Below are 23,632 nucleotides of genomic sequence, written 5' to 3' on the forward strand. Positions count from 1 at the left end.
GACCCATGTGTTTACTTAAACCATTCTGCGTACATCACATAATTGTTGGCCGTACGCATGAAAATTTCTTCCAGTTCAGGGGTAACGGCCTTAAGCAACCGGGCTGGATTGCCGGCATAAACTGAGCCGGGAGGCACGATGGTGTGCTGGGTGACAATGGCACCGGCGGCAATGATGGAGCCGCTACCAACAACCGCACCGTCCATAATGATAGCGCCCATGCCGACAAGTACCCGGTCTTCCAGCGTACAGCCATGCACAACGGCATTGTGGGCAATAGAGACGTAGCTGCCGATGGTCGTTTTATACTTCTGGTACGTACAGTGAATCACGGCACCGTCCTGAATGTTGGTACGGTCGCCAATGGTGATGGAATTGACGTCGCCCCTAACCACCGCGTTGAACCATACTGTACAATCGCGGCCCATCGTCACCTCGCCGACGATGGTAGCGTTATCAGCGAACCAGCAGTTGTCGCCGAATTGTGGATGAATACCCCGAACGGGCTTGATAAGTGCCATACCGCAAATGTAGCGTATGGTTTAGGGTCTGTGCGTTGTGGAAACAAAAAAAGCGGGACTGGTTTGAACCGGTCCCGCTTCCAGAAGTTAGTCGTTTTATTTCTTATCGACTTTGTCAACCATTTTTTCGAGCGCATCTTCTACGTCATCGGCCATTCGGTTGACTTCGCGCTTCACCTTTTTGAAGTCGTCTTCACCGGCTCGCTGAACTTTGTAATACGAGTCAGTGAGCTGCCGACGCTTGTCCTCAAGGTCCTTGATACGATCTTCGCGGTCTTTACGCGCTTTCTTACTTTCGCCTTTTACTTCCTCCCGGGCGTCTTCCAACTGTTCGTCGATCTTGTCCAGTTGCTCCGAAAGCCGATCGGTCAGATCACGGCGTTCTTCGCTGAACTCGTCGTTACGATCCCGGTTACTACGTCGGTTGTCACGATCGCGATCGTCCCGCTGATTGTCACGGTTGTCATATCGGCGGTCGTCATCCCGGCGGCTGTCACGATCGTCGTAACGTTGGTTACGATTGTCCCGCTCGTCGGAGTAACGGTCACTGTTCCGGCTGTTGCGGTCGCGATCGTCATAGCGATCATTGTACGAATAGCGGTCATCCTGATACCGGTTGCTGTACCGATCGTCCATCATCCGACGGTCATCGTTCCGACGGTCGTTATAGCTGTAGCGGTCATTGTTACGATCATCGTACCGGCGATCATCATACGACTGCCGGTCGCGATCGTCGCGGTACCGATCACTCATACGATCATCACGGTCGTCCATCATTCGGCGATCATCGTAGCGATCACGGTAAGAGTCGTTCGAGCGGCTATCGTAGCGGTCGTCACGACGGCTGTAGGAGTCATACCGGTCATCTTGATTGTCGCGGTAGCTGTAGGAATCGCTGCGGCTGTCCCGGTCATCCCGGCTGTTGTTCGAATCGCTGCCTGACATGCGGCTGGAACGATCATCACGGTCGCGGCTGTCCTGATCAGAAGAACTGTATCGGTTGTTGTACGAATTGCCCCGGTCACTGCTGCGCGAATCATCCCGGTTCTGCTCGTTGTCACGATCGTTGTTTTTACCGCTGAACAAGCCGCTCAGGCCACTTTTTTTGCTGTCACGCTTGTTCTGATCCTGATCGCGGTCACGGTCCGAATTTCGATTGCGGTCGTTGCTGGCGTAGCGATCCTGTGAGTCATTATTTCGGCTGTCCCGGTCGCGCTGAGATGCGCTCTGCCGGCTGCGTCCTGAGTTCGAGTCGCCGTAAAGCCAATTCTCGAACGAGGCACAGGAGGATAAACTAACAGTAGCAGCAATCATCGATGCTACTACCCATGTTCTCTTTTTCATAACGTTTCTTCTTAGTAGACGATGCCAATCAATATTGTTAGCCCAAAAAGCGTACCAAGCCACTTTTTAGTCAATCAACCAGCGAAACGCTATAAATGTTAGAATTCATTCTACATAGTTTGTAGAATACATTGCGCACGTATCCCGGGCTTCAACCCGTTGTTTTTTAGCGGCTAATAAATAAAAAGCGTGAGCCCGGAACGCAATCACTTCACAACAACCGTCCCTGCTCCGTTGTAACTCCGATAGTCGGGGTTGTACATCGCATCGGCCGAGACTGGCCCCAGCACAAACCGGCCTTTGGACACTGCCCGGACGAGGTAATAAAAGGTGCGCTCGGTTTTATCGGCTTTTGTATAGAAATTGATCCGATCGTCACGAACATCAAAGTGGTCGGGAACAGTGGGTTTCTGAATCCAGGGCATATCCCGGGGTTCGGTCAAACGAGGGTTCTCTATCTCAAAACCAGCCGGAAGCAGATCTGTTACGACTACGTTATCAACAGTGAGGCCATTTTGACTAAGCAGGGTCAGCTTAACGACAACCAGATCGTTTTGCTGGAAGGTCTCGAGCGGCTTGCCGTCGCGGCTGAGAAACTCACGTCGAACGTATAAACCGTTGTCTTCTTCCGTAACGGTACCGCTGGCCGGTACGCCCTCGCTCTGGGCGAAATAATAAATCGTTCCTGTTCCCTTTGCGTTGATTGTCAGTGGTTGGCCAGCCGGTACGCGTTTGATCTGTAACGGGGCGCCCGTCAGCGCACCGATTGGTTTGCTACCGGCTACTAGCGTTGCCGTTGCCGAATTATTGGCGTTTTGCCGAGCCAGCTTGCCCAGCGCCAGAAGGGCGAAAGCCGCTTCCTGCGTGTTGAGGTAATCGGTCTGGCGTACGGCGGCCGACAATTGCCGGGCCAGTCCCGGAATCTGAAGATTATCCGGGTCTGAGTTGACCAGTGAGTTCAAGACCAGCGCCAGATTCCGTAGCGGAGACGCGTAGCTGTCGCCGGTTTGTCGGCCTGTGGTCGAATCGACAAAGCGTTTTGGCAGTAGGGCTGAGTAGCTACGTATATCGCCGATGCGGGCAAATGCGGCTGCCAGCAGATACTGTGTATCCGGAGTCAGCAGACTAACATTCTGTTTGTAATAATTCATGGCCGGGCGGTTTGGCTTTCCGGCTGTAGCCAACGCATACAGTCCGTAAATGGCGGTACGGTTAGCCACTGTCCGCGCCGTTCGGTCGCCTGGAACACGCTGCCCCGTTTCGTCGTAGCGAACGTCGGTTTCGGTGCGGGGCAGGCCCGCGCTTGGATTACTTGTCAGGTTGGTCAGGTAATCGATGGCCTTGCTCAGCACCGCACTACGTACTTCGTAGCCGGCTTGCTGGGCTTCGGTCAGGAAATGCACTGCGTAAGCCGTTGCCCACGGATCTTCGCGGGGGAAGCCCGGCCACATCGAGAAACCACCGTTGTAGGTCTGTAACCCTTCGACGGTCTGGATACCCTGCCGCACGTTGGTAGCCGGGTTCAGATCGCTTTCGCCGTTTCGAACGAAATAAACGCCACCCTGACCAATGGTTTTGGCAAGATCGGCGAAATACAACTGCGGAAAGGCTTTTGAAATGGTTTGCTCGATACAGCCATGTGGATACCCAAGCAGGTACGACAGCTCCCGCCCGTACTGCGCAACCGGCGATCGGCTCAGCGTTACGCTGGTCCGCGACGTACCGGGCAGAAAACCGCCTGCCAGTTGAATCGCCTGGCTTTTGCCGCCCGGTACGGCCCCTGATACGGTCGTTTTCACCAGCGAAGCGGCCGGTCGGATAGTTACGTCCGTTTTCTCGGTGAAGGTTTCGCCCCGCACGGATGTGCCGACTCCATTGACGGTCACGACAATCGAACCAGTTCCGATGGCTTGGCTGGTCCGGATGCGGAAAATGGTGCGGCTTTCACGACCCGGCTGGATGGTGAGCTTCTGCGTCGCTGAGGATGCGCTGTCTGTCACGATGGTTAGCGGACCCGTTACGGACAGCCGGGCCGTGACGGCGGCTGCCTTCTGGGTCGTATTGGTCAGGTTAACGGGTAGCACAAGCTCATCGCCGGGTGTCAGGAAACGCGGTACACCGGCGCTGATCACGATCGGATCGGCTACCTTCATGTTCGTATTGGCCGACCCAAACGCATTGTCTTTGTAAGCAACGGCCATAACGCGCAGATCGCCCGAAAACTGCGGAATATCAACCGTAAACTCCGCTTCTCCGTCGAGGCCCGTTTCCAGAATGCCACTCCAGAGTGCAACCAGTTTCACCCGGCCGTTGCTGAGCGGATTGACGCGCCGTTCGAGGTCGTAGCCATCGCCCCCCACGCTCGACGTAGCATTCAACGACAACTCTGGATACAGCAGGGCATACAAGTCATGGCTGCCCACTTCGAGCGCCCGCTTCTGGTAGAAGAAGCCATGAATGTCGGGCGTGCGGAAGTTTTTCAACTGTAAAATTCCTTCGTCCACTACGGCCAGTGTTACCTGCGCATTGGCCCGGGTTTTCACGCGAATGGTCTGTTTGGTTTTTGATCGCGACTGAGCTACGGCCGTAATCGTCACGGGCAACTGTGTATCGTCGTCGCTGACCGGAACCGGCGCAAAACCGTGCGCTACCGTCAACGGTAAGTTGGTGCCGTTTGCATCAATAGCCCGAATCAGTGTGGCCGTTATGTATACGTTCGGCAGGTGTTCTTTATCAACCGAAAAACTCCATTCGGCCGATTTATTATCCGTGTTCAACCAATGGTATTCAACCACCCGGTTGCGCTCGACCGTTACGAGTAATTTGCCGTCGAAGGGGGCTTTGAGTAACACTTTGGCCCGATCGCCAACCTTGTAGACCGGTTTGTCAAGCGTCATCAGCACTTGCCCTTCCTGACTCACGTCGAACGACGACGCGGTCGTGTTGCCGTAGCCGTAGGCGTAAAAACTAGTGGCCGCGTAGTTCACCGCTGACTTGTCGGCCTGGTTGGGTCGGCGGACCCGGATTTCGTATTCGCCCGATACCGTCGGTACGTAGCGGAACGATGCTTTTCCGGCTTTAAAAGCAAGCGCGTTGGTGTAGACCGACTTTTCCCGCTTGCGGGTGCTGTAGCGTATCTGCTCGTTCTTTTTTTCGATCACCGTCTGATAATCATACCGGATTACCTCAACCAGGGCCGAGGCCGACGTGCGAAGCTGCCCAGCCGGGTCCAGCGCGACCAGTTCGACCGCTACCGGTGCATTGGTAGCCACGTAGCGGTCGGCCAGCCGAACACCGTAGAAGGTGTCCTGCGTCAGTACGTCGAAGCGCCGGAGCCGGTTAACCGGTCGGCCGTTTTCGTCGAAGACCGTCACGAACAGCTTGCCTTCCAGTACGCCAATGTCCTGATACAAAGGTGAAATCGGGAAGCGCTCCGTGGCTTGACCGTTCGTGTTGGTGCGGCCCTGACGAAGCTCCTTCTGGAACGTTGTTTCATTCGGAATGGCAAAACTGTATTCCTCGTAGCCTTTCGGGGCGAAGGCTTTCCGCTTCAGTTGCAGTTCCATTTCATAAGCCCGGTCGCTGGCCGGAGGACCAAACAGGTTCAGGGCGGTGGCCGACAAGGTGATGGTCTGTCCGGCTTTGTAGGCAGTTTTATCCGTCAGGACATCCACTTTAATACGGTCCGGCACAAACTCCTCCACGCTGATTGGCTGCGAAGTGAGCAACGTACCATTCGCGTTTTGCACCTCAACGCTATACGTACCCGTTACGGCCGCCGGGTCGAGTGGAACATCCGTCGTGACGGCACCCTGGCTATTGGTGGTTTTACGAAATGCCCGGTATTCGCGGCCGTTGGGCATCAGCACCCGCACGGTAACCGGTACTTCGCCGACGCTCTGCCAGGTAGCCGACCGGATGATCGTGTTCAGATGGATCGTTTCGCCGGGTCGGTAGATGTCGCGGTCGCCGTACACGAATGCATCGAAGCCCGATGCGTTATCCCGCTTACCTTCCACCTCAAATCGGGACGTTTCGACCTGCGTATCGGGCAGGTGAATGAAATTGAAATCGTCCGGGGTGCGGGCCGTCAGCAAGGTGATGGCGAAACCAGGTGCTTTTTCGGTTACCTTCTCGAATCGGACGAAGCCGCTGCCATCGGTTTTTTGCGTGGCAACCGACTGATTATTGCTGCTGACCAGCGTAATCTCAACGCCCTGGAGTGGCTCGGCTGAACGGATGGAGTTGGCCCACACGAGTACCTCGGTAGGGGTGTGTCGTGCCACAAGCCCGATATCCGAAACCGAAACCAGTTGACTGCTACGTAGGTACGCTTCGTTTTTCGATCCGACTGTAACCAGGTACACACCGCGATACGTATTCGGCTGATCGGGTAGGGCAATGTTCAGCGCTGATACGCCCCTGACTTTAGGCAGGTCGGTGGTTTCGACTGTTTTGTCAACGAGCAGACTGCTCAACTGCTCCTGCTCATCGTCGTTGTAGTTAAACTTTCCATTGGGTTGCCATCTACCGTCGGCGGTTTCGGCGTATTCCTCGTAGCGGTAATTGCGCAGGTAGTTCAGCAGGTTGTTCTCATATACTTTGGCGATTCTGACCTGTACGCGGGGTACGTTAATAATGGACAAGCCGACGTTGCGAGCCCCTTTCGATGACAGATAAAGCGCCTTTTTACTCGCGAACTGAATGCTGGCGGGCATTTTGCCAAAGAACAGATCGCGTGTTACGGGCTCGTCCAGCTTTGTATTCAGCACACCCCGTATCTGATCGGTCAGGGTTAGTACGTAGGTGTCCGTTTCGTTGAAATCGCCCCGGATAATGAACCCGTTCTCGGTCAGCTCGGCGGTGGTCTCCACCTGTGGCTGAATGGTGTAGTATTCGCTCAGATTGCCCGGTTGCAATTCCTGCGTCGTGATCACACGCACCTGGCCGTGTGGCCCGCCCGCGCGGTTGTCGTCAAAGCCGGTCTGCACATCGGCAATCTCGATTCGGTAGCGCGATGGCAGCGTACTGGTTTGCTCAATGGTCTCCTTGCTGGTGTACGACGTATTGAGCACTTTAACGCCTTGCTCTATTTTCACGGCCAGGGGCTGTTCGTTTTTCAAAGCCGGTGCGTTAGGCAGGGCGAGTTCAACCATTGAGCGCCGATCCGCCGATTCGCTGCCTTCACCGCCTTGCTGCACCTGAGGAGTCAGCGCCTTGTCGTCGGTAGAAACGGCCAGTTTGGCGGATATCTCCGCCGACGACACCGGGTAGTTGAAGTTCAGTCGGGCTTTCGCAACGGGTTGGCCGGTTTCGCGGGCGCGCGTCCACCAAGTTTCGGTACTGGTGAGCTGGAGATAAGGTGTATGAAACGCAAGGTCATCACCCGACACTTTGAGGTCTTTCTTTTCCGAGCGCTTCAGCAGATCGTCGGTCAGCTCGGCCCGGTAGTCGGTGGCTGCATCGAAGGCAACGGCCGGCGAAAACACCAGTTCGTTGGGGGCGGTCCATTTAAACTTTCCCCGAACGGCCGGGATAAACCGTACGTATTGGGTCGAATCCCATTCATCCAGCCCGGTTTCCGGCCCAACGTTCTTGTTGAAGGTAAAGGTCAGGTTCTGGGTCCGCTGAATTTCGTCGCCAAAGTTGCGGCCAACTACAGCTACTTCATTAAACGACAATCGGGCACAATGGGAGAAACTATACAGGAGAAAGGCAAATACAAGCAGGTGACGGAAAAGGGCGGTAGGTTTCATTGCGAACAATAGCTAACTCTCGGCATACTAACGAAAAACCCACTCATTACAGGTGAGTGGGTGTTGATTTTACGGAGGCTGGCCGCATCGACTTAGCGAACGGCAATCAACCCTAAAAACGGTTCTTACCGAACCGGCGTAAACTGAACGTTAACAATCTTCCAGGCGTCGCCCTGCTTGGCACAAACGACCGAAAACGCTGCGTTGTAGTCAAGTGCATTTCCCTGCACATTGCCTTTGACCTTCCAGAAGCCGGTCATCACCGCCGAATTGTTGTACGTGCGGGTGCGGGCTTCAGAAACGGTACCATTGTCGATCACTACGTAGCCGCCACTGATAGCCTGAAGCAGTAAGTCGCGTTCTACACCCTGACCGTCAAAGCTGGTCAGGAAAAAATCATTGGCCAGCAGTTTGCCCATGGTATTACCGTCTTCGTCAAGCATAGCTTTGAAAAAAGCGTTGCCGAGGGCTGTTGGGTCCTGCGTCGGGTCGGTAGTCTGTTGAGCAAAAGCAGTCGTTGCAAAAAAGAAAGTGATTACCAGGAGTGAAGCGAGTTTCATTATGAATGTCATTTAAGGCAGGAAAAATGACAGTTTTTACGCAAAATGCAAAATAAAGAAATGGTTACCCTCATTCATTGCGGATGGTGACCCGCACATCGCTGTGACGACCTTTATCATCGGCGCATGAGATTTTCAGCATACCGGGCCGTGGTCTGAAAAAAACGCCCTCGCTGGGCGATGATTTCTGATATAGTTTATCATTCAAATACCAGTATACGGTCTGTACGTCGTTAGCGGCAAGGCAACTCAGTTCCATTTCGACTGGTTGCCGGGCGTTGATGAAATACTCACTGCCGTCGTTCAGGCTGACGATCTGCGGGCCAGCTTGTTTGTCACCGAACACCCGTTCGCAGGCGGGGTTATGGGGCGGTACAGTTTCAAACGGAATGTGCCTGCTCCGGTAATAAGCCATCAGGTCCGGTGCCAGATTGGGGTACGAACGGCGGACGATACCCGAAGCTTCGGTCTGGGCCGGAAGGCAATACGTGCAGTATGAGACCGTACCGGCTGCATTGGTCAGTATGGCCCGACGGTGTTGGCAGCGCCGGAAGCGGGACACACCCATGATGCAGTAATCCGCAACTGGATTTGCGCAGAATTCACCGGGCGTATCGCCGGTTTCGGGGCAGATCCGGCGCATGGCTAACCCGTTGGGCGGTTTGAACCACCCGCGGGCTGAGTTATAGTCCAGCGCGTTGAAAAGCTGAAACAGCAGGGGCGTGGCCGTATTGGCACCGCTTAGCTCCGGAACGCCGGCTCCCGAAAAATTGCCGACCCAGACGCCGATGGTAAAGTTGCGGTTATAGCCGATACTCCAGGCGTCGCGCCGACCGTATGAGGTACCCGTTTTCCAGGCGATACGGGGTAGATGGTAGCTGTTGTCGAAGTTGTTGGGCAGATCGGGGCGGGTAATCTGCGTGAGTGTATGCGTGACGAGGTAAGCCGCTTCGGGGGAAAAAGACCGCTTTACGGGAGTAGCAGGCTGCCCCGGCTTAGTTGCATAAGAAGGGCTTACTGAAGTAAACCGTAAAGTCCCCACCCCACCTTCATTGGCGAAACCGGTGTAGAGCCGCGTCATTTCCTCCAAAGTGACCCCGCATCCGCCCAGAATCATCGACAATCCCAGGTCTTTTGCCTGTTTCTGAATGGTCGAGAAGCCGGCTTTGCGCATGGTCGAAATGAAGGTGGACGTACCAATATCTTTAAGCAGGGCCACGGCCGGAATATTCAGCGAGTTGGCCAGGGCAAATTCTGCCGTAACGGGGCCGTTGAAGCGCCGGTCGTAGTTGTCCGGCTCATAGCCGCCAAAGTTGGTGGGTACGTCGTTCAGTTTGGTTTTGGGCGTAATCAGCCCCTCGTCGAAGGCCAGCGCATACAGGAGAGGCTTCAGGGCGCTTCCCGGCGACCGTACCGCCCGGACACCATCTACCTGCCCGCCATCGAACGTATTCGCGAAATCGGCTGACCCAACGTAAGCCACAACCTCCAGCGTTCGGTTATCCACAACCAGAACGGCTGCATTGTGGATGTTGAGAGCCCGAACGCGATTAACGTAGTTGTAGACGAGTTGTTCTGCTGTAGCCTGAGCGGCCGGGCGTAGCGCTGATCGGATAATGGGCGTATCTGGATAAGCCAGCCGCAGTCGGCGCGCCAGATGGGGGGCCTGCTGCGGAGCCGCCCGACGTCGGGCTGTTAGCGGTTCGTTCAGGGCGTCGGTGACGGCGATCTCATCGAATAACCCGGCCGACCGAAAGCGAGCCAGCCAGCGGTTACGTTCCTGTACGATGAAGGCGTTGTTTTGACCCAGCCGCAGGCTCGAAGGCCGGTTGGGAATAATGGTCAGCGTTGTCAGTTCGGCCAGACTCAGCAGCGCGGGTGGCTTCCCGAAGTACAGCAGCGATGCAGCTTTCAGCCCTTCAATGTTGCTGCCGTACGGAATCAGATTCAGGTACAGTTGAAGAATTTCGTCTTTGGAGAGATGTAGCTCCAGTTGCAGCGCCCGGAACAATTCGATCAGTTTGCTGCCATACGTCCGTTCGCGGGGTTCCAGCAGCCGGACTGTCTGCATCGTAATGGTCGATGCCCCCGATGTTCGTCGGCTGGTCAGCAGGTTGCGAACGGCGGCCCGGATCATAGCCACCGGATTGAAGCCAGGATGGTAGTAGAAATACTTGTCTTCCTTGAACAGAATCGTTTTGCGCACGACAGGAGTAATCTCCGTCAGCTCGGCGTACATGCGCCACTTGTCGTCGCGGCTCAGGAAGGCGTGCAGGGTGGTACCATCATGAGCCGTAATCAAGGGGGCATATGGTACCGCCGTACGAAGCGGAAAAAGCCGATCAAGGCCGAGAAAAATCAGCAGGAATGCCAGCAAAGCCCAGACGAAACGACGACGTAACAGTCGGGCCAGATGGCTGTAAACGGCAGCAGGCCAGGCTGGTGGTCGACGGAATTTCGCAAAAGCAGAGCCGGACTGTTTCGACATAGTTGGTTGTCTACCTGAACAAATATACGGTTGCCTGGTCTTGTATTCTCATATAAACAACGTACTTACAGCCTCAATCGCGATCACAATCATCATGAAGCTTCAATTCTTTGGTGCAGCCCGCACCGTGACGGGGAGCAAACACCTACTGACAACCGACAGTGGCACTCGTATTTTGCTCGACTGTGGCCTTTTTCAGGGGATAAATACCGACGAGCTTAATCAGAACTTTGGTTTTGATCCAGCCAGTATCGACTTTCTGGTTTTGTCGCACGCCCATATCGATCATACAGGGTTGATACCGCGACTGGTTCGTCAGGGGTTTACGGGCCCCATCTACGCAACCCCTGCAACGGCCGATCTGTGCGAAATCATGCTGTCGGACAGTGCCCACATTCAGGAAAAAGACCTGAAGCGGATTAACGAACGTCGCAACCGGCAGGGACGGCCCGAGTTGGAACTACTCTACGAACAGGCCGACGTGGAGCAGGCGCTACGCCAGTTTAAAACGTTGGACTATGGCCGGCTCGTCTGGCTGACCGACGACGTAAGCATTCTTTTTACGGACACCGCTCACCTGCTCGGCAGCGCAGCGATCAGCCTTACGATTCGGGAAGGGGGCCAGGAGAAGCGGCTGTTTTTCAGTGGCGACATTGGCCGGCCCAACGACCAGATTCTCAAACGTCCCGAACCATTTCCGCAGGCCGACTATATCATCTGCGAATCGACCTACGGCGATCGGCTGCATGAACCTGAACCGGATATGAAGGCGCATTTGCTGCAAATCGTGGAGGATACGTGCGTCAGACGGGGAGGTAAACTAATCATTCCGGCTTTCGCCGTTGACCGGACGCAAGAGTTAATATACGCCCTCGACCAACTGGAAAGTGAAGGAAAGCTCCCCCGCCTACCGGTCTACATCGACAGCCCGATGGCCGTGAAAGCTACCCAGGTTATGGACGACCATGACGAATGCTTTAATCCGCAGATTCTGAGTTATATCAAAAAAGACGGCAGCGCATTTGATTTTCCTAATCTGCACTACATTTCCGACGTAGCTGACTCCAAAGCCATCAACGACAGGCCTGGAGCCTGCATCATCATTTCCTCATCGGGAATGGCCGAGGCCGGACGGATCAAGCACCACATTAAGAACAACATCGAGGATAGCCGCAATACGATCCTGCTGGTCGGGTACGCGTCGCCGGTGACGCTAGGAGGAGCCCTGAAACGGGGCGATCGGGAGGTCAGGATTTTCGGTGAAACGTTTACCGTTAATGCGCAGGTGGCCATAATGGATTCCTTCAGCGCTCATGCCGATTACCGCGAAATGCTGGAGTTTCTGGCCTGCCAGGACCCGGCTCAGGTCAAAACAGTATATCTCGTACACGGTGAATACGACAAGCAGTTGATCTGGAAACAGAAGCTGGAAGCGGCTGGTTTTCAGCATGTTGAAATACCATCAATGCGTGAGCAAGTTGATTTGTAGACAACAAAAAAAGCCTCCGGTTTTGCCGGAGGCCTGTATCGCTAAGGAGCGTTTACATCAGGAAAACCGTACCCGCGAAAAGCAGCGGTTCAGCACAACACGATAAATCTTACCAAACTGTGCATAACACCAGGTCTTGAGTTGTTTAATTTCCTCAGGAACCAGCATGGCGATGGCTTTTCTCAACTCTTTTTCAAACAGGGCCTTATCAAAACTCACCTTCTGAAGGATTGTCTTAATGTATTCCAGCATTGAGGCCATACTCACATCTAATTTTTTGGTTAAAAAGCCTATGGATTTATTAATTTGGTTGAACGTTACGTTATCAATCGCACCCCAAAGCCATAACGGCATGTAAATGCAATTGTTGTTCAAATATAGTGATGTTATTAGAAGTATTCCGCAAATTTCTTGTATTATTTTTTTGTTGTATTTCGGTCGCTTTTGGACAAAGTACTGAGAATCTTGTAACTATCGAATTAAGTCAAACTTCTTTTTCGATCGAACGGCCCTTCACTATTTCGGTGATTGCGCCAAACAGCGAAAACAGGCCCACAATTAACTTTCCGGACATACCGGGCTTCGTAAAACGAGGAACTTCTGCGAGCTTTACATCGTCGGAAGTTGAGAATAAAACGGTTGTAAATCAAGTAGTCACGCAAACTTATCAGGCAAAATTGCCCGGGCGGTATAAATTGCCGCCTTTCTCAGTAACCGTCAATGGATTTGTAGCCCGGTCGGAGGGTGCAACGCTGATCGTACGGCCTACGGCTGCGGTAGCCAGCGGGCCCGGAGCGACTACACTCGTTACGCCAGCTACTCCCCCGAACGGTTCAGCTTTTCTTAATCTGAAAGCTTCGCGGTCGTCTATCTACGCGGGCGAAGGGGTGGCCCTTTCGCTTGCGTTCTACGTAGCCGATGATTACCCCTACGAACTGGAGCTGAGTTTCAGGGCGCTTGATCGGCAGCTACAAACGATTCTAAAAAAAATTCGGCCCGCTAATGCCTGGGAAGAAAACGTCGGAATTAATGAACTGAACCCTATACCCGTGACTGTGGCCGGACGTAAGTTCAGGGAATATCTATTGTACCAGGCTATCTACTTCCCGTTGTCGGCCCAGCCGCTCCGATTGCCGGCCGTATCTTTGTGGCTGGCCCGGCCCCGCCCCAAAGTTGGACCTCCATTAGCGCAGCCAGAAACGGTTGTGTTTACCAGCAAGCCGCTTACCGTAAACGTTCGGCCGCTGCCACCCCATCCGCTACGTGGCCAGGTACCCGTCGGTACGTATCAGCTGGTCGAATCCGTTGAGCGCACACGGGTAAGCATTGGAAAGAGCATTCGGTATAGCTTCGCGATAGAAGGTGAAGGAAACATCGCTACGCTCCAGGCACCGGCAGCAGTTACCGACCAGGCAAGTGCTGCTGTTGATATTTTTCCGCCCAAAGAACGCCAGGTGATTAGTCGTGATGGTGGGCGCGTGACGGGTCGTAAGCAATTCACGTACTTTCTGATTCCACGCGAGAATGGTCCACTGCCGCTGGCCGACCGATTCCAGTGGGTTTTCTTTAATCCTCGAACCGCCCGGTACGATACTTTGCACTCAAGGATTCAGTTGCAGGTTGGAACGGCAACGGCAGCGGTGGCTTCGGCTAATACGGGTATGGAGAAGCAGGCCATAAGTGTATCGCCAGGGGTAAGTACACCTGTGTCTATCTATGCTGGTATCGATAAACTGGACAGTTCCTACCAGCCAATCAACGGCGCTGTGTTGGTCAGAGCCGTTGCCAACGTATTGATTATATTGATGTTGTTGGGCATGTTGGTCGTATTTTTTAGAAGATAAGCCACAGTTTACGCGGATTTAACCGAATTTTGAGGTTTAACTGGATTCTCTGCGATACTTGCGGCTATGAGTAGTACATACGGAACCCTCTTCAAAATCTCGACCTTTGGCGAATCGCACGGGCCGGCTATCGGCGTAGTGATTGACGGCTGCCCGGCCGGTCTTGCCTTCGATACAGCATTTATCCAAACAGAACTCGATCGCCGGAAACCAGGCCAGTCGCGCATCACGACCCAGCGTCGCGAAGCCGATGAGTTTGAGGTGTTGTCGGGGGTATTCGAAGGGCAGACCCAGGGAACGCCCATCGCCCTGCTGATCCGCAATACCGACCAACGTAGCAAGGACTACTCGCACATTGCTGAGCAATTTCGGCCGTCGCACGCCGATTATACGTATCAGGCAAAATACGGCTCCCGCGACTACCGGGGTGGTGGCCGTTCGTCGGCTCGCGAAACAGCCGCCCGGGTGGCGGCCGGGGCCGTGGCCAAGCTGTTATTGCAGCAGCAGGGCGTTCAGATTCAGGCCTACGTTTCGCAGGTTGGAACGTTGACGCTGCAAAAGCCGTATCAGGCGTTGAACCTGGCTCTGGCCGAAGAAAACGCCGTACGATGCCCCGACCCTGAAACGGCCGAACGCATGTTTCAATACATCGACGATACCCGCAAGCGGGGCGACTCCATCGGTGGCGTTGTTGACTGCGTTATTACGGGTGTGCCGGTAGGCTGGGGAGAACCCGTGTTTGATAAACTGCACGCTGAGCTGGGAAAGGCTATGCTCAGCATCAATGCTGTTAAGGGATTTGAATACGGTAGCGGTTTTGCGGGAGTCGAACTGTACGGTTCGCAACATAACGACGAGTTCTATACGGATGACCAGGGGCGCGTTCGTACCAAGACCAACCATTCGGGTGGTATCCAGGGCGGGATCAGCAACGGGGAGGACATTTACTTCCGGGTGGCGTTCAAGCCGGTGGCTACCATTATGCAGGATCAGGACAGCGTGGATGTGCACGGGCAGCCGGTTACGGTATCGGGCAAAGGACGCCATGACCCCTGCGTTGTGCCCCGCGCCGTTCCGATCGTGGAGGCCATGGCTGCGCTGGTGCTGGCCGATATGTACTTGCGGAATAAGGTAGCGCAGGTTGCCGGAGCTGCTCAGCACGCCGAAAAAGAGGCTGGATTATTGTAAATTTGTCAGCAGAGCGTCGGCCGCAACTATGACCAGCGTAGCCGTAGAAGGGTTTCGTATTCCGGCTCAGTTGTGGCAGAATGGATAGACAGGGTCATTCTTTCTTGTTAAAAGCGCCTTTCATGATGGCAAAGCCGAAGAGACCAAAACCGACGGCCTGCCCCAGAATGCCGATTGTGAAAAGCGTACCGGCCCACGACTGACTTTTTAGCATTGACCCGATCAGCAGCAGGATAATACCGCCTAACCAGAACCCGGCTGCCAGGATAATATATTTGTTTCTTATCGTCATGATCTCGTTCAGTAAGCTGTTACGATAACAAAATTGCCCCTGCTTTGTCCCTCCGCTTTGTTATTCTGTTCTTGTTAGTAGGTCGGGCGCTCACTGGAAGCGCCCAGCCGTTGCTGCACCGCTACAGTTTTCACCGAGGGCTGATGGGAACGCAATTTAACGTAACGTTTTATGCGCCTGACAGCCTGACCGCCATCCGGGCCAACGCGGCCGTGTCGGCCCGGATGGATTCGCTCAATCAGATCATGAGCGATTATCTGGATGGCAGTGAAATTAACCGGCTGTCGGCCACTAGTGGTTCGGGCCAATGGGTGCGCGTTTCGCCCGAACTTTTCGACGTACTACGGAAATCAATCAGTATCGCCCGACTATCGAAGGGCCGTTTTGATCCGACTATTGGGCCGTTGTCGCTTTTATGGCGTCGGGCCGTTCGGCGAAAGGAGTTTCCGTCGCCCAGAGAGCGTCGAACAGCCCGACAATCCGTTGGCTACCGATTCGTCGAACTGGATTCGGTGACGCGTTCGGTTCGGTTACGCCAGGCTCGTATGCGGCTCGATGTGGGCGGTATCGGGCAGGGGTTTGCCATTGATGAAGCGCTCATCGTGCTACGTGGCTTCGGTATCCGTTCGGCTTTGATCGATATTGGGGGCGATGTACTGGCAGGCGATGCGCCCCCCGACCAACCAGACGGCTGGCGAGTGGAGGTAAGTTCAGGAAAAGCCGGCGATACTGATACGTTAACGGTGAATCTCAAAAATGCGGCTATTACCACCTCCGGCGATACGTACCGGTACCTCGAATACGAAGGTCGTCGGTATTCGCACGTCATGAATCCGCGAAGTGGCCTGGGCTTACGCCACTTTGTACGGGCAACGGTCCTGGCCCCGGATGGTTATCGGGCCGATGCGTTGACCAAAGTATTCAGCGTTGCGGGCTGGCGGAAAAGCCGTCGGTTGATTGAGCGCTTTCCAGGGGTACAGCTATATATCCTCGAAAACAAAAACGGCCGACTGCGCAGGTGGCAGTCGGCCGAATTCCGGTTGTAGAGACGCAATATGTTGCGTCTCTACACGGCGATGGTCTTGCCGGGAACCGCAATCGGATATATACCGTCTTTATCTGGCAATATCTTCGGCATGGCATCCCACGCTAGTTTTTCGGGGAAGAGGTCAATCTGAGAATTCAGGGCTTCGTCCCACTTAACAGTTTTGCCCGAATACGTCGCCATCCGGCCCATAATGGCCGTCATCGTGCTTTTAGCAGTCCGCTCGGCATCGGCAAATTTGTATTCACCTTTGGCAATGGCCTCAAACAGTTCGTCGTGTTCGATCTGATAAGGATTGTCAGTCGGTTTTGCCGCGTAGGAGTAAATGGGTTGTCCGTTGTAGCCCATCAACGCGCTACTTTTCTTTTCTATCCCTTCAACCTTGCCTTTGGTGCCAAGGAACAGTTCATCCACGCGGCTAAACGTACCTTCGTAGTGTCTACACTGGCTATTGATGGTTGTGCCATCGGCGTACACGAAATCGACGATATGGTGATCAAAAATTTCACCATCGTCCTTGCCGTTCCGTACCTGCCGGCCGCCGGTGCCCTGGCAGGAAACCGGATAGCTCTGCTTCACCCAGTTGGCTACGTCGATGTTATGAACGTGCTGCTCGTTGATGTGGTCGCCACAAAGCCAGTTGAAATAATACCAGTTACGCATCTGGTAATCCATCTCAGATTGATTGGCCTGGCGAGGTTTATGCCAGACACCACCACTAATCCAGTAGACCTGTCCACCAACAATATCACCTAAGGCACCATCATGAATGCGCTTGATCATTTCGCGGTAGCTGGGTTGGTAGCGACGCTGCAGGCCGGTCACTACGTTCAGTTTTTTCTTTTTGGCTTCTTCAGCCGCAGCCAGCACTTTTCTGACACCGGGTGCATCGGTAGCAACCGGCTTCTCCATGAAGACGTGTTTACCCTGCCGAACGGCTTCCTCGAAGTGGCTCGGGCGGAAGCCCGGCGGTGTTGCCAGAATCACTACGTCGGCCAGCGGAATAGCTTGCTTGTAGGCGTCGAACCCGACAAACTTCCGGTCTTCGGGTACGTCTACTTTTGGTGAGCCATCGGCGGCTTTGGCCCCACGTCCAGACAGCGATTTGTAGGCCTGATCAAGCCGGTCGCGGAAGGCGTCGGCCAGGGCTACAATCTTCACGTTCTGCTTCGTGCTTAACGCCTGCTGAGCCGCGCCGGTGCCGCGTCCACCGCAACCAATGAGTGCTACTTTAATGGTATCGTCTACTGATCGATGATAGCCACCTGCCATAGATCCGAAAGGCAGGCTGCTCAGCAAAGCGCTACCAGTCAGCAGGCCGGAGGCCTTCAGGAAGTCCCGCCGACCGGATTGTTCGAAGTCGTTGTTCATGGAGAAAAAATATGAGTTGAGAAACAATGCTGACTAACAAAAGACAGCGTCCCGTCTAATTTACTACCCATTTATTGGCTAACTATCTGAAGCTATCCTGCCTTAGTGTATGAAACCTTATAGGTCGATCATGCTTTTATAAGCGCATAGGTACTGATGTGGGAATAAGTATTACATATAAAAATTTACGTATAATGTGGTGCGTTAAGACTTTGTTAAACAGCCACTTAATAAAAAAACTTTGTTGTAAAGAGTTGATTTTTTAATCAATGTCAAGATTTTTTTGTACAAAAATCAGAATTATCTATATTTTTAGTGCTAACTATACTAAAGGTTTACTTAACTATATTCACTTACATTTACCTATGTGTACATCAATGAGGTATTCTCTACCACTAGTCTGGCTATTCTGTGTAATGTCAGTTAGTGTTTTTGCCCAAGTTCGAATTGCTGGTAAAGTTATTGACGAATTTAAAAAGGAGGAGTTAGCGGGCGTCAGTATCACGGTGAAGGGCAAAGTGATCGGCACGATTACCGACTCTAAAGGAAATTTCTCTCTGTCGACCAATACACCAGCTCCGTTCACGATCGTCGTTTCTTCGGTCGGTTATCAAACGCAGGAATTGCCTATTAACGGGAACCGCACAGACTTGACTATCACGATGAAAGAGCAGGTCACGCTCGGTGAAGAAGTTGTGGTGTCGGCATCGCGGGTCGAGGAAAGCGTCCTGAAATCGCCGGTAGCCGTTGAAAAAATGGACCTTCGGGCCATTCAGAACACACCAGCCCCGGATTTCTACAGTGGGTTAGCCAATTTCAAAGGGATCGACATCTCGACGCAGGGGTTGCTGTTCAAATCCATCAACATGCGGGGCTTTGGTGCCAACGGTAACCCGCGTACGGTGCAGCTCATCGACGGTATGGACAACTCCGCGCCGGGCCTGAACTTCCCCATCGACAACATCGTCGGCGTTCCGGAGCAGGACGTAGAGAGTGTCGAGATTCTGCCGGGAGCGGCATCCGCGCTGTACGGACCAAATGCGATTCAGGGCCTGATCCTGCTGAACAGCAAAAGTCCGTTTCTATATCAGGGCCTCAGCGCAAACGTAAAGACAGGTATCATGCACGCCGACAATCGTACCGAGCCAACAACCGGCTTCTACGATGCGTCGATCCGGTATGCCAAGGCGTTTAACAACAAGCTGGCTTTCAAAGTCAACCTGTCGTACATCAAAGCCAAAGACTGGCAGGCAACGAATTATACCAACCTGAACGGTGGGGGGAATGCTGACCCTAACCGGGGCCCGGGCACGGCAATCAACTACGACGGCATGAACGTATACGGCGACGAAAACCAGGCCAACATTCTTACGGTTGGTCAGGCGCTGGTGGCTAACCGGCAACTGCCGTCTGCTGCGCTGGCCCTCTTGCCTAACCGGAACGTTAGCCGCACGGGCTATCCGGAGGTGAATCTGGTCGATTATAATACCAAAAGCCTTAAACTAAACGGTGCTGTCCACTACCGGCTGACGGAAAAAATTGAAGCCATCGGGCAGATCAACTACGGGTTCGGTACGACGGTGTATACGGGTAATGGCCGGTATTCGCTGCGGGACTTTAACCTGACGCAGGGCAAGCTCGAACTGCGGGGTGATAATTTTACGCTTCGGGCCTACACAACCCAGGAGCGATCGGGTAAATCATACACGGCCGGTCTGGCCAGCATCTTCCTGAATGAAGCCTGGAAACCCAGCACAGTCTGGTATGGTCAATACGTTGGCGCGTTCGCACAGGCTCGTCAGGCGGGGCAGTCGGAAGATCAGGCACACCTGACGGCTCGGGGTGTTGCCGACCAGGGGCGGCCCGTGCCCGGTACCGAAGCGTACAACCGGTTATACGAAGCCGTGAGAACCAATTCTATATCGAATACGACAAACCCGGGTGGGGCGTTTCTGGATAAGTCGAACCTGTACCACGCCGAAGGGGTGTATAACCTGAAAAACGAAATCAAATTCGCGGACGTCCTGATTGGCGCCAACTACCGCAGGTATCAACTACGTTCGGAGGGTACGCTTTTTGCCGATCAGGTGGAGGGACGTAATGGAACCATCAACATCAACGAATACGGCGGGTTTGCTCAGGTAAGCAAGCAACTGTTCAGCGATCATCTGAAACTGACGGGTTCGCTACGGTACGACAAGAACCAGAACTTCAAAGGGCAGTTCACGCCCCGGGTGTCGGCCGTGACAACCTTTGGTGATCACAACATCCGGTTGTCGTACCAGACCGGTTTTCGGATTCCAACGACGCAGAACCAGTACATCGATCTTCAGACGCCAAACGCCCGGCTGATCGGCGGCTTGCCGGAGTTCTTCGACCGCTATCAACTGTCGAACTCCTACTCCCGGCCCGACGTAGCTGCGTTTGGGGCTGCGGTGCTACAGTCGGCGGCAGACCCCGCTCTACAGAAGCAGGCTGTTGACTTGATTACTGCACAGGTACTACCACAGGTTACAGCCGCGGTATCGGCTAGTGTAGCAGCCGGACAAATTCCGAATAACCCAACAGTTATCCAGACAGCCATTCAGCAGGGGGTTACCGCCATTGTGCAGGCTCAGGCGCCAACGGTTGTGCAAGGGCTGGCGGTAAACGCGAATCTGGCCAATCTAAAACCTTACCAGCGCAAGGAGTTTAAGCCGGAGCGGGTCGCTAACTACGAAATTGGGTACCGGGGCATCATCAACAAGAAGCTGTTCATCGATGCGTATTACTATTACAGCGTTTATACCAACTTCATCGGATCGGTCATTCTGATCCAGCCGACGGCTTCAGCAGCGCCGGGTTTGCTGCCGCTGGCATCGGGTGTATTAAGTGGCAACACGCGCCGGGTGTTTTCGGCACCGGCCAACAGTAGTGAACGTATCACCGCTTCGGGTTGGGCAGTGGGCCTGAACTATAGTCTTCCCAAAGGATTTGCCGTTTCCGGAAATATTGCGAACAACAAGCTGAACAACTTCACGCCCTCACCTGAATTGCAAACTTCAGGATTCAATACGCCGGAGTACCGCTGGAATTTGAGCTTCAGCAAGCGGCCAACTGTTACGTCAAAAGTTGGTTTTGCCCTGACGTTCCGTCATCAGGATGAGTTTACCTGGGAAGGCTTTGGCCAGCCGTCGGAAGCGGGTGTACCCTTGTACGCGAACACAATCGTACCGGCAATCAACAACTTCGATGCGCAGGTTAATTACAAGCTGTCGAGCCTGAGATCGATCGTAAAAGTTGGCGGAACCAACCTGTTCGGTAAGCCTTATTTCCAGGCGTTTGGCAATCCGTATATCGGATCAACGTACTACATTTCGCTCACGTTCGATGAGCTGCTGAACTAAGCGCCAGCGTGTCAAGCAAAAAGCCCGATTCAATACGTTTGAATCGGGCTTTTTTGCTTATGGTGTGCTCATCAATCAGACAGCACGCCAATTAATTTGGATAGTTCTCAGTTTTGCCGGTTTTGCCTTTCTTTCCGGATGCATTGCCCGAAGGCGTGCCGGGTTTCCCCTTGCCTGTTGGTTGTGGGTAACCGGTTGATACGTTCTTATCGCTTGTCTGGGCCTCTTTTCGAACCTCGCTGGTCGACGTCGGCCGCTTTGAACCACCCGTCGTACCTGACGTTGATTTCTGATCGACATTAGTACCGTAGTCAGGCGTTCCCGTGCTGGTCAGGCCACCATCGGTAGCGGTGCCGTTTTTTGTGCTCTTGGCCTGAGTGGGGCTACTTTGCGCTTTGACTCCTGTACCCTTTGCTCCACCATTCGACGGTACGCTGGCCGATCCCGTCGAAGTACTGCCCTGCGTGTTCGTCGGTGACGTTGGAGACAGGTTGCTGTTGCCGTTGCGTGTAGCGCCAGACGACATCTTACCACTACCCCGGCGCTGCATGCCTTCTACAGAACTGGTGTTGGTTTCATCACCTTTTGACGATATTCCATTCGTACTTCGTTGCTGTCCTTTTGTCTGAGCCATTGTTGCTGTGCCAACACCGATGGTCAGAATCATCCCTAAAACAAATGCCTTTTTCATAACGTAAGTACTTCTTTTCATTTATTGATTACTGGATTAATAACCCATGTCTATAGAGTTTGTTTCAAAAATAAGCCGCTACTTATTCACCTTTCCAGAGGGGCAATTCGTCACGTGGTTTCATGGATTCTGGTGCAGCAAACACCAGCAAGGTAATTAATCGGTAAAATGCAGTTTTCACGAACTTTTAGCGGGTTTCTATCCTTTGATAACCAACCCCTGAGTAACGTAACTGGCATTGACATTTTACGCGATTGACCAACTCTACATCTTCCAGCCAATCTACTGATCCATCCGATACCTCACCGGAGGCCTCCCTACCGCGTCGGTTGAGTCTGCTGCAGGGCACCGCACTCAACATGATCGATATGGTTGGAATCGGGCCATTTGTGGTGCTGCCGCTGGTGATTAAAACTATCGGCGGACCGCAGTTTCTATGGGCCTGGGTGCTGGGTGCGGTAGTATCCCTGATCGATGCCTTTGTCTGGGCCGAACTGGGGGCTGCTTTCCCCCAGGCCGGTGGTAGCTACAACTTCCTGAAAATAGCGTATGGCGAACGGAAATGGGGACGACTCATGTCGTTTCTGTACGTCTGGCAAACCATGATTCAGGCACCTTTAGTGCTGGCGTCGGGGGCGATTGGCTTTTCGCAGTACGCATCCTACCTGCTTCCGCTCGACGACTGGCAGCGTAAACTCGTCTCGGGTGGGGTAGTATTGGTCATTATTGCGCTGCTGTACCGCAAAATCGATTCAATCGGCCGGATTGGGCTGGTGATGTGGGGCGCGGTGCTACTGACGCTGGGCTGGATCATCGTCGGGGGGTTGACCAATGCCCGAATCCCGGTCGGCGAAGTGGTTACGTCGATGGGGTCAGTCAGTGGTGGGTTGCTGGCCGCTGGTCTTGGACAAGCGTCGGTCAAGACGATCTACTGCTACCTGGGCTACTACAACGTCTGCCACCTTGGGGGAGAGATTCGTCAGCCAGCGCGAAATATTCCGGCCAGTATGTTTATCTCCATCGTTGGCATTGCGGTACTGTATCTGCTGATGAACATCAGCGTAGTGAGCGTGGTACCCTGGCAGCAGGCGCAGCAGAGCGAGTTCATTGTCAGTACGTTTGTCGAAACACTCTACGGGCCTGAAGCCGCCCGGCTGGCCACCGTTCTGGTGCTGGTAGTGGCGTTCTCCTCGCTGTTTGCGGTCTTGCTGGGGTACTCGCGGGTGCCGTATGCCGCAGCCGCCGATGGGCGTTTCTTCCGCATCTTTGCCCGGCTGCATCCAACCCGGCAGTTTCCCTACGTATCGCTGTTAGTACTGGGTGGACTTGGCTTCGCATTCAGCCTGTTGTTTCGCCTGGGCGATGTCATTACGGCCATTCTGGCGATGCGGATTCTGGTTCAGTTTATTGGGCAAGCCGTCGGATTATTGCGACTACGTCAACGACGCCGGGCCGGTGGCGCGGCTATTACGTTTCCCTTCCGGATGCCGCTGTATCCGTTGCCGGTGTTGCTGGCCATCGGTGTGTGGGCGTTTATTTTCATCTCGACCGGTCTGGAATTTATGCTTTCCGGATTGCTGGTAAGCGCCCTGGGTATTGTCGCCTTTCTGGTGTCGGCCGTTGTGCAGAAGCAATGGCCTTTTGAGCGGTAGTCTCT

General features: G+C 53.9%; 15 protein-coding genes. 6 read left to right on the top strand and 9 right to left on the bottom strand.

Translation table 11 applies throughout. From position 1 onward, the window contains the following. Positions 1-11: 11 nt before the first annotated feature. The 5 genes from BN8_RS28865 to pbpC form a co-directional block, all read right to left on the bottom strand. Complete coding sequence (locus tag BN8_RS28865; RefSeq protein ID WP_009285490.1) at positions 12-521, bottom strand: gamma carbonic anhydrase family protein; 510 nt, start codon at positions 519-521, stop codon at positions 12-14. A 96-nt stretch (positions 522-617) separates the two neighbouring features. Further along, positions 618-1,865, bottom strand: coding sequence for a sll1863 family stress response protein (locus BN8_RS28870; protein WP_144051845.1), 1,248 nt, complete (start codon positions 1,863-1,865; stop codon positions 618-620). Positions 1,866-2,071: 206 nt separating this feature from the next. Continuing rightward, the gene (locus BN8_RS28875; protein ID WP_009285492.1) at positions 2,072-7,621 is read right to left on the bottom strand and encodes an alpha-2-macroglobulin family protein; all 5,550 of its coding nucleotides are present in this window, start codon (positions 7,619-7,621) and stop codon (positions 2,072-2,074) included. Positions 7,622-7,746: 125 nt separating this feature from the next. Further along, entirely contained in the window at positions 7,747-8,181 is a 435-nt protein-coding gene (locus BN8_RS28880) for a nuclear transport factor 2 family protein (RefSeq protein WP_040007013.1), read from the bottom strand. A 70-nt stretch (positions 8,182-8,251) separates the two neighbouring features. Beyond that, positions 8,252-10,669 carry a penicillin-binding protein 1C gene (gene pbpC, locus BN8_RS28885; protein WP_009285494.1) on the bottom strand — a complete coding sequence of 806 codons (2,418 nt, stop codon included), beginning with the start codon at positions 10,667-10,669 and terminating at the stop codon, positions 8,252-8,254. Positions 10,670-10,763: 94 nt separating this feature from the next. On the opposite strand from pbpC, the gene BN8_RS28890 reads away from it, so the two are divergent. After that, positions 10,764-12,158, top strand: coding sequence for an MBL fold metallo-hydrolase RNA specificity domain-containing protein (locus BN8_RS28890; protein WP_009285495.1), 1,395 nt, complete (start codon positions 10,764-10,766; stop codon positions 12,156-12,158). Positions 12,159-12,215: 57 nt separating this feature from the next. Here BN8_RS28890 and BN8_RS28895 read toward each other — a convergent pair whose 3' ends face one another. Beyond that, positions 12,216-12,419, bottom strand: a complete 204-nt coding sequence (locus BN8_RS28895) for a hypothetical protein (RefSeq protein ID WP_040007114.1) — start codon at positions 12,417-12,419, stop codon at positions 12,216-12,218. A 122-nt stretch (positions 12,420-12,541) separates the two neighbouring features. Here BN8_RS28895 and BN8_RS28900 point away from each other — a divergent pair, with 122 nt between their 5' ends. Beyond that, positions 12,542-14,002 (top strand): BatD family protein, encoded by a 1,461-nt coding sequence (locus tag BN8_RS28900; RefSeq protein ID WP_009285497.1) that lies wholly within the window; start codon positions 12,542-12,544, stop codon positions 14,000-14,002. 66 nt (positions 14,003-14,068) lie between these two features. Further along, positions 14,069-15,190 (top strand): chorismate synthase, encoded by a 1,122-nt coding sequence (aroC, locus tag BN8_RS28905; RefSeq protein WP_009285498.1) that lies wholly within the window; start codon positions 14,069-14,071, stop codon positions 15,188-15,190. Positions 15,191-15,284: 94 nt separating this feature from the next. On the opposite strand, the gene BN8_RS28910 is transcribed toward aroC, so the two are convergent. Further along, positions 15,285-15,482, bottom strand: a complete 198-nt coding sequence (locus BN8_RS28910) for a hypothetical protein (protein ID WP_009285499.1) — start codon at positions 15,480-15,482, stop codon at positions 15,285-15,287. A gap of 44 nt (positions 15,483-15,526) precedes the next feature. Here BN8_RS28910 and BN8_RS28915 point away from each other — a divergent pair, with 44 nt between their 5' ends. After that, positions 15,527-16,528 carry an FAD:protein FMN transferase gene (locus tag BN8_RS28915; RefSeq protein ID WP_040007016.1) on the top strand — a complete coding sequence of 334 codons (1,002 nt, stop codon included), beginning with the start codon at positions 15,527-15,529 and terminating at the stop codon, positions 16,526-16,528. A 20-nt stretch (positions 16,529-16,548) separates the two neighbouring features. Here the strand turns inward: BN8_RS28915 and BN8_RS28920 are convergent, their stop codons facing one another. After that, a complete protein-coding gene (locus BN8_RS28920; protein ID WP_009285501.1) occupies positions 16,549-17,898 on the bottom strand; it encodes a Gfo/Idh/MocA family protein in 1,350 nt (449 codons plus the stop codon). 416 nt (positions 17,899-18,314) lie between these two features. Here BN8_RS28920 and BN8_RS28925 point away from each other — a divergent pair, with 416 nt between their 5' ends. Continuing rightward, positions 18,315-21,284 carry a carboxypeptidase-like regulatory domain-containing protein gene (locus BN8_RS28925; protein WP_229368441.1) on the top strand — a complete coding sequence of 990 codons (2,970 nt, stop codon included), beginning with the start codon at positions 18,315-18,317 and terminating at the stop codon, positions 21,282-21,284. 91 nt (positions 21,285-21,375) lie between these two features. Here the strand turns inward: BN8_RS28925 and BN8_RS28930 are convergent, their stop codons facing one another. After that, positions 21,376-21,975: a hypothetical protein gene (locus BN8_RS28930; protein ID WP_040007021.1), complete on the bottom strand. Its 600-nt coding sequence runs from the start codon at positions 21,973-21,975 to the stop codon at positions 21,376-21,378. Between the two features lie 254 nt (positions 21,976-22,229). On the opposite strand from BN8_RS28930, the gene BN8_RS28935 reads away from it, so the two are divergent. Then, on the top strand, positions 22,230-23,627 hold the full coding sequence (locus tag BN8_RS28935) for an APC family permease (RefSeq protein ID WP_009285505.1): 1,398 nt from the start codon (positions 22,230-22,232) through the stop codon (positions 23,625-23,627). Positions 23,628-23,632: the final 5 nt, after the last annotated feature.

The organism is Fibrisoma limi BUZ 3 (assembly GCF_000296815.2).
Lineage (GTDB): Bacteria > Bacteroidota > Bacteroidia > Cytophagales > Spirosomataceae > Fibrisoma > Fibrisoma limi.